This window comes from Pseudomonas sp. Irchel s3b6, assembly GCF_900187415.1.
GTDB lineage: Bacteria > Pseudomonadota > Gammaproteobacteria > Pseudomonadales > Pseudomonadaceae > Aquipseudomonas.
Genome location: NZ_FYDM01000008.1, coordinates 103,832 through 110,191, shown reverse-complemented (window position 1 = coordinate 110,191; position 6,360 = coordinate 103,832). Strand labels below are relative to the sequence as shown.

Below are 6,360 nucleotides of genomic sequence, written 5' to 3'. Positions count from 1 at the left end.
CGTTCACGCCGTTAGTCACCACGTTGATGCCACCGACGCTCAGGGTCTGTACGCCGTCCAGTGCCGTGACGGTGAAGGTAGCGCTCTGGGTCAGGTTTGAACTGCCCGGTGCCGAGCCGTCGCCGAGGGCTTTTTCGTAGACCGTCAGTTCGCCGCCTTCGACCTTGAGCCCGGTGATGGTCACCGGATCGTCGTCGTTGTCGACAGCCAGGGTCAGCGTCGCGGTGCTGGTATCGCCGTCCGCGTCGGTAAGGGTGTAGGTGAAGGTCTCAGTGGCGTTGGTTTGCAGCGCCAGGAACGCCGGGTTGCCGGTGTCGAGGGTGTAGGTGTAGGTGCCATCGGCGGCCAGCACCAGTTGGCCATAGGTACCGTTGATGGTCTGCGCGGTGACCGGTCCAACACCGGGTCCGGTCGGCACGCGGTCGGCGCCCTGGGTGTCGTTGCTCAGTACGTTACCGCTGAGGATGGTCTGTATTTCGCTGGCGGCTCCGGCGTTACTGTCGTTCACTGCCGTCGGCACATCGTCGACGATGTTTACGTCCAGCGAATCGCTGGCGGTAGTGCCGTTGCTGTCGGTGACCGTGACGCTGAAAGATTCGCTGAGGCTGTTGGTGCCGCTGGCGGTCGGGTGGTTTTCGTTGTCGTTGAGGGTGTAGCTGTAGCTCACCAGCCCGCTCGCCGAGTCGTAGCCGGTGATGGTCAGGGTGTTGCCCAGGCCGGTGGTGACGGCCTGCGGGAAGCCGGCGTTCACGCCATTGGTGACCACGTTGATCCCACCGACGCTCAGGGTTTGCACACCGTCCAGCGCCGTGACGGTGAAGGTGCCGCTTTGGGTCAATAAAGGAGTGCCAGGGGTGGAACCGTCGCTGAGGGCTTTTTCGTAGACCGTCAGTTCGCCACCTTCAACCTTGAGCCCGGTGATCGTCACCGGATCGTCGTTGTTGTGGACATTGAGCACCAGGGTCGCGGTGCTGGTATCGCCGTCCACGTCGGTAAGGGTGTAGGTGAAGGTTTCGCTGCCGTCGGCTTTCAGCGCCAAAAATGCCGGATTGCTGGTGTCGACGGTGTAGGTGTAAGCGCCATCGGCGGCCAGCACCAGTTTGCCGTAGGTGCCATTGACCGTCTGCGCGGTGACCGGCCCGGTCGGTACACGGTCGGCGCCTTGCACATCATTGCTCAGCACGTTGCCGCTGAGGATGGTCTGTATTTCGCTGGCGGCTCCCGCATTGCTGTCATTCACCACCGTCGGCACGTCGTCGGTGATGTTGATGTCTAGCGAGTTGGTCGCCGTGTCGCCGTTGACGTCCGTGGCAATGACGCTGAAATGCTCGCTCAGGTTGTTGGCGCCATCACTTGCCGAATGGGCTTCGTTGGACACCAGGGTGTAGCTGTAACTGACCACGCCTGTGGCCGGGTCAAAACCGGTGATGGTCAGGGTGTTGCCCGCGGCAGAGATCATCGATTGCGGGAAACCCGCGACCACGCCACCACTGACGACGCTGATCCCGCCCACGTTCAGGCTCGACAGGCCATCTGGCGCCGAAACACTGAAGGTACCGCTTTGGGTCAGCGCCGAAGGATTGCTGGCCGAACCCTGGGCCAGGTTGGCTTCACTGAGGGTCAACTCGCCGCCTTCTACCGACAGGCCGGACAGGCTCACCCCGTTGTTCACCGGTGGCGGAACAAATCCATCATCGCCGTCCTCTTCTGGCACGGGTGCAATGCGCTCCGGGACGAATTCAGGGATACCGTTGAAACCGGCGGTGGGAAAGCCAATGATCGGCTCAACCCGCCCGGCCACCTCTTCCAGCAGTACAAAGGTGTGCCCGCCTCCCGCCGCGCCAGTCCCGCCTGCACCTGCACCGCTGCCAGGCCCGGCAGCCGTGGCTTCAGCGGTCTGGGTCGGGTCGGCACCGGCCGCAATGGCTTTTTGAAGTTGTTCGACATCGGTCAATTGCGCGGCACTCGGCGCCACCACTTCGGGCGTGCTCACGTGCCCGGCCTGATTGGCCAGCAGTTGCGCCGTCATTGACAGGCTGCTGTCACGCCCAAGGGTCAACTCCTGACCGTTGCTCAGGTGCACGGCCACCGCGCCCGCGGCACCGGTAATCAGTTGCTCGCCGGCAAACAGCCGATCCCCCTCGATCAGGGGACGCCTGGTGCCATCCGCTGCCTGTGCGAAAACCTGACCCACAACCTTGCTGACGGTACCGATGAGCGTTGCCATGTGACGTCCTCCGCTGCCGACATCCATCGGCATCTGGGTTGTGCAGAGAAGTACGCATGGCACTAACGGGTGGCTTGGCGGACCTGGCGCCCGGCAGCACTTCCACCCCAAGGTAAAAGCCCTTGCCTGACGACGATCTCGCCTCGCTTGCCCTACGCAGATGGCCTGGATTTGAGCAGAACAAAACTCAATGGAATCATCCACTCAGCGCCGCCAGCCGTTCTACGAGGGTGACCCCACGGTATCCTACCGGAAAAGTGACAATATTTTGTCGCCCCTAAAACCGTGCAGCCTCCATCCCCTCCAACACTTCTCCACCCTATGTTGCAAAATGGGTTGAACTTTTTCAGTCCCGAAAAGCGCCATAAAGCTCGTAAACACGGGACTTACGGTGTGAACAATGTGCTGGATTTTTCAGGGCGCATAAGTTTTTTTCGACATAGTTCTTATGAGAAATGCTTCTTAGCTTCTCCCTAGGATGTTCTTAGCTCTGTTGTTACAAGCTTGGAACGGTTTGAACTATAAGTCGCGTCATTTTTTTGGCGACAACAAAGCACTATTAGGACACAGGGAGAAGTACCCCATGCGCGTTTTCACGCCCCTCTGCAGCGCGATTCTGTTGGCCATGGCCTGCACTCATCAGGCCCAGGCCATGTCACTGACCGACGCAATTCAAAGCACGCTGGACAACCATCCGGAACTGCATGCCAGCGAGAACAACCGCCTGTCCGCCGATGAAGACGTGAAGGTCGCCAAAGGGGGTTTCTATCCGTCACTGGACCTGAATGCCGGCTACGGCCGCGGCTACAGCGACAACTCCACGACCCGCGGCCTGACGCCCGGTGGCCATAACACTGAAACCGAGTGGTACACCCAATCCGAACTGCGCCTGCGGCAAATGCTGTTCGACGGTTTCAACACCGCTAATGAAGTCGGACGCACCCGGTCGGTCGTCAACTCCCGCGCCTACTTCACCCGTGGTACCGCCGAAAGCCTGTCCCTGCGCACCATCGAGGTGTACCTCGAAGTACTCAAGCGCCGCGAACTGGTGACCCTGGCCACCAACAACCTGCAAGCGCACTTGCGGGTCAACGACCAGATCGGCCTGCGCACCGATCGCGGCATCGGCAGCACCGCCGACCTTGACCAATCGAAAGCGCGCCTGGCCCTGGCGCAAAACAACCTCGACACCGCCCAGGTCGATCTCGCCGATGCCGAAGCCAACTTCTTCAGTGCAGTGGGGCGTATGCCCGACGAGCTGGAAACCCTGCCGTCGATTCGCGGCGAGGTTCCCCAAACCCTGCCGGACGCCCGCCAGGCCATGATGGATAACAACCCGTACCTCAAGTCCGCGCAGGCCGACGTGAACGCCGCCGAAAGCCAGTACGAGGTCGCCAAGTCGCCGTTCTATCCACGCTTCGATGCAGAGGCGGCGGTCGGTGCCGACGACAACCTCCAGGGCGACCTGGGCCACGACAACGAGTGGCGCGTGGGCGTGATCATGAACTACAACCTGTTCCGCGGCGGCAGCGACAAGGCCCGCCTGCAATCGGACGCACACAAGATCAACCAGGCCATGGATATCCGCAACAACGCCTTGCGCATGCTCAACGAGAACATCACCCTGGCCTGGAACGCCATGGTCAACGCCAAGAAACAACTCCCGACCGCCCGCGAATACGCCGAGACCTCGGTGCGCGTACGGGCGGCCTACCAGGATCAGTTCGGCCTCGGCCAGCGGACCCTGCTCGACCTGCTCGACAGTGAAAACGAGCTGTACAACTCCAGCCGGCGCTACACCGAAGTGCGCTACACCGAGGAGTTCTCCATGTACCGCGTCCTGGCGAACATGGGCGAACTGCTGACGAAAGCCAAGGTGGTGGTTCCGGCCGAAGCGATTGCGCAAACCGACGTGAAAAGCGAAGCCCGCCTACCCGAAATACGCTAGTTCACTGGGGGGCCTGATGTGACCAGCATGGAATCCGGCAACACTGGCGTTGACCCGCGCCTGAGCTTTGATGATCCGCTGTTGGATGGGTTGCTGATCCTGTGCAAGCTACATGACTGCACCGTCAGCCGGGCCAGCCTCAGTGCTGGCCTGCCACTGGCCAAACAGCGCCTGAGCCAGGATCTACTCCCTCGCGCGGCAGCCCGTGCCGGCCTGCAGGCACGTGTATTGAGGCGTGAACTGGAGTCGATTTCAGCGCTCAACCTGCCGGTCATGTTGCTGCTCCGGAATGGTCGCTGCGCGGTCTTGCGGCGTTGGGGGGAAAACGGCAAGGCGCTGATTCTGCCCAGTGAGGCTGAGGGCGGAGAACAATGGGTCAGCCGTGAGGAGCTGGCCGAGGAATACAGTGGCCAGGCGCTGTTCGCCCGGCCACGGCATGAGCTCGAGGACCTGCGCTCACCGTTGGTACCTCGGGTCGAGGCGTGGTTTCGCGACACGCTCAAGCTGTCGCGCTGGCTCTACAGCGACGCAATTCTGGCGAGTTTCCTGATCAACCTGCTGGGCCTGATGGTCCCGCTGTTCGTGATGCAGACCTACGATCGGGTGGTACCGAACCAGGCCACCTCAACCTTGTGGGTGCTGGCTATCGGCTTGTTGATCGGCACCGGATTCGAGCTGGTGCTGCGGATCGTACGTGCGCACTTGCTGGACACGGCCGGCAAGAAAACCGACGTAATCCTGTCCGCCACCCTGTTCGAACGCATCACCGGCATGTCGATGAAAGCACGTCCCGCCACCATTGGCGGGTTTGCCCAGAGCATCCATGACTTCCAGGGCCTGCGCGAGTTTCTCACCGCCGTGACCCTGACCAGCCTGATCGACCTGCCCTTTGCCGTACTGATGCTGGTGGTAATCGGCCTGCTCGGCGGCTGGCTGGTGGTCATCCCGCTGATGGCCTTCCCGCTCACCATCCTCTTCGCGATGATGATTCAGGTACGTCTGCGCGACACCGTCCAGAAAAGCCTGGCACTGGGGGCCGAACGCCAGGCCGTGCTGATTGAAACCCTGGGCGGCCTGGAAACCCTCAAGGCCTGTAGCGCCGAGAGCGAACGCCAGCACAAATGGGAAAGCACCCACGGCGCCCTCACCCGCCTCGACAGCCATGCGCGCAACCTCTCGGCGCTGGCCACCAACGGCACCCTGTTCATCCAGCAGTTCTGCGGCATGGCGACCATCGTCGCCGGGGTCTACAGCATCATCGCCGGCAACCTCAGCGTGGGCGCGCTGGTGGCAACCTACATGCTTGGCAGCCGCGTCCTCGCGCCACTGGGACAGATCGCCGGGTTGATCACCCGCTACCAGCAAGCCCGGTTGACCATGCGCAGCACCGATGCATTGATGGCGCTACCCCAGGAGCGCGACACCCGGCAACGGCCACTGGAGCGTACCCAACTGCAAGGCGCACTGGACGTCAGTGGCGTGACCTTCCACTACAACGGGCAAAATGCCCCGGCATTGTCTGGCGTCAGTTTCAGTGTCAAACCCGGCGAACGTATCGGCATCATCGGCCGCAGCGGATCAGGCAAAAGCACCCTGGCCCGCCTGGTGATGGGGTTCTACGCCCCGGATGAAGGCCAGCTGTTGCTCGACGGCCTGGACCTGCGGCAACTGGACGTCGCCGACCTGCGCCAACAGATCGGCTATGTGGCCCACGACCTGCCGCTGCTGGCCGGCAGCCTGCGCGACAACCTGACGCTCGGCGCGCGCTACATCAGCGACTCACGGATGCTCGAAGTCGCCGAGTTGACCGGTGTCACCGAACTGGCCCGCCAACACCCGCACGGCTTCGACCGGCCAGTGGGCGAGCGCGGCCAACTGCTGTCCGGCGGTCAGCGTCAAGCGGTGTTGCTGGCCCGCGCATTGCTGTTGGACCCACCGATCATGGTCCTCGACGAACCCACCAGTGCCATGGACAACAGCAGTGAAGACATCCTGCGCCAGAAACTGCACCCCTGGGTAAAAGGCAAGACCCTGCTGCTGGTCACCCACCGCACCTCGATGCTCAGCCTGGTGGATCGGCTGGTGGTGCTGGACAACGGGCGGATCGTCGCGGACGGCCCGAAAGAAGCGGTTATCGATGCACTGCGCAAGGGCCGTGTCGGCTCTGCGGCCGTCTAGGAGTCGC

At 62.2% G+C, this 6,360-nt stretch carries 3 protein-coding genes; 2 read left to right on the top strand and 1 reads right to left on the bottom strand.

The window, feature by feature from the left end:
• Positions 1 to 2,227, bottom strand: a 2,227-nt coding sequence (locus CKW07_RS15215; protein WP_141234454.1) for a retention module-containing protein, incomplete at its 3' end; no start/stop codon positions are given.
• 583 nt (positions 2,228 to 2,810) lie between these two features.
• On the opposite strand from CKW07_RS15215, the gene CKW07_RS15210 reads away from it, so the two are divergent.
• The gene (locus CKW07_RS15210) at positions 2,811 to 4,175 is read left to right on the top strand and encodes a TolC family outer membrane protein (RefSeq protein ID WP_095145626.1); all 1,365 of its coding nucleotides are present in this window, start codon (positions 2,811 to 2,813) and stop codon (positions 4,173 to 4,175) included.
• A gap of 18 nt (positions 4,176 to 4,193) precedes the next feature.
• The gene (locus tag CKW07_RS15205; RefSeq protein ID WP_095145625.1) at positions 4,194 to 6,353 is read left to right on the top strand and encodes a type I secretion system permease/ATPase; all 2,160 of its coding nucleotides are present in this window, start codon (positions 4,194 to 4,196) and stop codon (positions 6,351 to 6,353) included.
• The last annotated feature ends 7 nt before the right edge of the window (positions 6,354 to 6,360 follow it).